The following is a 2,192-nucleotide window of genomic DNA, read 5'->3' as shown; positions in this document are numbered from 1 at the left end:
CGCCGGGGCCCAAGCACAACTGCTGACCGACCCCAACCGCGAGTGGCACGAGGCCGATGCGCCGCCGCCCCCGCCGCCTTTGAAAACGCCTTCATCGGACTTGCGCCCGATGGTAGCCAGCAGTTCCACGACAGCGGCAGAGCCGATATTCGCCTCGACAGCGGCGACCAGATCGGCCGACAGGCCCAGCGCTTCGACGGTACGCTTGCCCGCCATTTTGTTGGCTTCAAGGTCCGGCCCCCAGCGCTGTTCAAGCGCCTGGATGCCCTTTTCGTTTTCGGCCTGCCACGTCTCTTGCTGGGCGGCGTTGTGCTTGCCGATAAACTCGTTCCACATGTTGGCGGCTGTCTGCGCTCTCGCGGGGTCCAGCCCCATCGCGTGGAACATCTGCTTGCCGAACGACACGAACGCAGGGTCGACCTTGACGCCCTCGTCAAACTTGAACTCGTAGCCGTCTGCGGTTTCCGGCCGTCCCATCTTGGCATGAAACGCGTTCCACTGTTCCGGCGTCGCGTCCTTGCCAGGAATGACGACTGCGTCCGCTGCGCCGCTGACCAGCTTGTTGGCGTTGTAGTACGCCATCGCCAGTTCATAGGGCGTCTTGTAGTTCTTCTGGCCGAGTAGTTCTTTTACCGGCGCTTCCTGTATGCCGTCCCACCACGGCTTATCGCCGACTTTCCACGGGCCGTCCTTGACGTCGCTCCAAGGAGCCGGGAACGTCGTGCCTGCGGGCGGAGCGCCGCCACCGCCCGGATTGCCGCCGTCCGCGCCGTCGTAAACGACACGCGGCAGCTTAACGCTACCGATGCTTTCGGGAAACATGACCCGCGCAGCCGGTGCGTTCCGGCCTGCCGGGTGTCCAAGGCTGACGCCTTGGCCGTCAGGTTTGTCGTTCATGTTGGGATTACCCCCTCTGCACGTCTGAGTATTTACGGAACAGCGCGTCGGTGTCCAGACGTGTTAAGTCCATGATGCGCTGCCACACCTGATGCCTTCCGGTCAACAGGACGTGTTCTCGTTCGTCTTTTCGGTACGTTGATTTGAAGCCGTAGCAAAACGCCGCAAGGTCAAGCATGACGATGTCGACGTCTCCGTCCATCGGCTTGCCGTCGACGAAGATGCGGCGATAGGCTTCCGCGCAGCGCCGCATTTGCTGCTCGATCAGATTGGCTTGGTCGTCAGACAGACGCCGCGTTTCGGCATCCTGCGAAGCAACAACGTCCGGGGAAAACGGATCGGGTTCGCCGTCGATGAAGTCGTCCGTCACCGGGCACCGCCTGTCTGTTTCATGGCTGCCGTCGCCACACTGGCGAGTGCGGGCGCGCTATCCACGATCTGCTGCTGCTGGATTTGCTGTTCGCGCTGGCCGCGCAGCGCTTGTACCTTTTTGATGTCGTTCATCCAGCGCGTCGGTACAGACATGCGCGATCCGATTTCCGGTATGGCCGTCTCGAAATCGAAGAAGTCCAGCAGTTCGGGCTTGCCCGTCGCCTGCGCCGCCTGCGTCGCCGCCTCTGTCAGCCGAAAGAACCCGCTGACTTCCTCGGCGTACATACCCTTGGCCAGCGGCGACGTGTACACGATTTCGTATTCGCCTTGCGCTTCGACCAGTTCGGGCGGCACTTCCGGCAGGCCGGGGTAGCCCATCTCAAACAGGACGTCGATTTCGCGCGTGATCGTCGGCCCGAGGTATTCCGTCTGTAGCTTGCCCATCGTCGGGGCCAGCAACGCCGCTTTCTCGGCAACGCGTTCCATGACTTCGGTTGCCGTCATCTCCGGCGTTTCTGTCAGGATTTGAAACAGCGTGACGAAGAAGCTGTCTTCGATGTCCTTGCGTTCGTCCGCAAGCATGTTCTCGGCGACCTGGAAGTTTCCGGTTTCCATCCTGCGAACCAGCATACGGCCTTGACCGTCAACCGTGCCGGGGTTGTTCGCACCCGGCCGGATGTCCAGGCCCTCGGTTACGCTGTCATGCGACAAGTAGGGCGGATCGACGGCTTTCTGCCCGCTCTTGAGCGTCGTTTTCTTGATGGCCGACACGGAACCGAGCGCTGGCATTGCCTGCATTGCCGGGCTGTATCCGTAGGCATCGCCGCTTTCTGTGAACGTGCGCGGAGACTGGTACGGGAAAGAACGATAGCCGGGTTCGTCGCCCACGTAATCCGAGCCGTTGCCCTCGACGACGATGTAGC

At 61.8% G+C, this 2,192-nt stretch carries 3 protein-coding genes; all 3 read right to left on the bottom strand.

Annotated elements, in window-relative coordinates; all coding sequences use genetic code 11:
* On the bottom strand, positions 1–897 hold an 897-nt coding region (locus tag ACK4TH_RS11470; protein ID WP_409626594.1), incomplete at its 3' end, for a hypothetical protein.
* A gap of 7 nt (positions 898–904) precedes the next feature.
* Entirely contained in the window at positions 905–1,267 is a 363-nt protein-coding gene (locus ACK4TH_RS11465) for a hypothetical protein (protein WP_409626592.1), read from the bottom strand.
* On the bottom strand, positions 1,264–2,192 hold a 929-nt coding region (locus tag ACK4TH_RS11460; protein WP_409626590.1), incomplete at its 5' end, for a portal protein. The genes ACK4TH_RS11460 and ACK4TH_RS11465, both read right to left, overlap by 4 nt.

The sequence above is a fragment of the Tepidimonas sp. genome (genome assembly GCF_046292505.1).
Lineage (GTDB): Bacteria > Pseudomonadota > Gammaproteobacteria > Burkholderiales > Burkholderiaceae_C > Tepidimonas.
The sequence above is the reverse complement of the archived record's forward strand: the minus strand, read 5'-3'. Positions and strand labels throughout refer to the sequence as shown.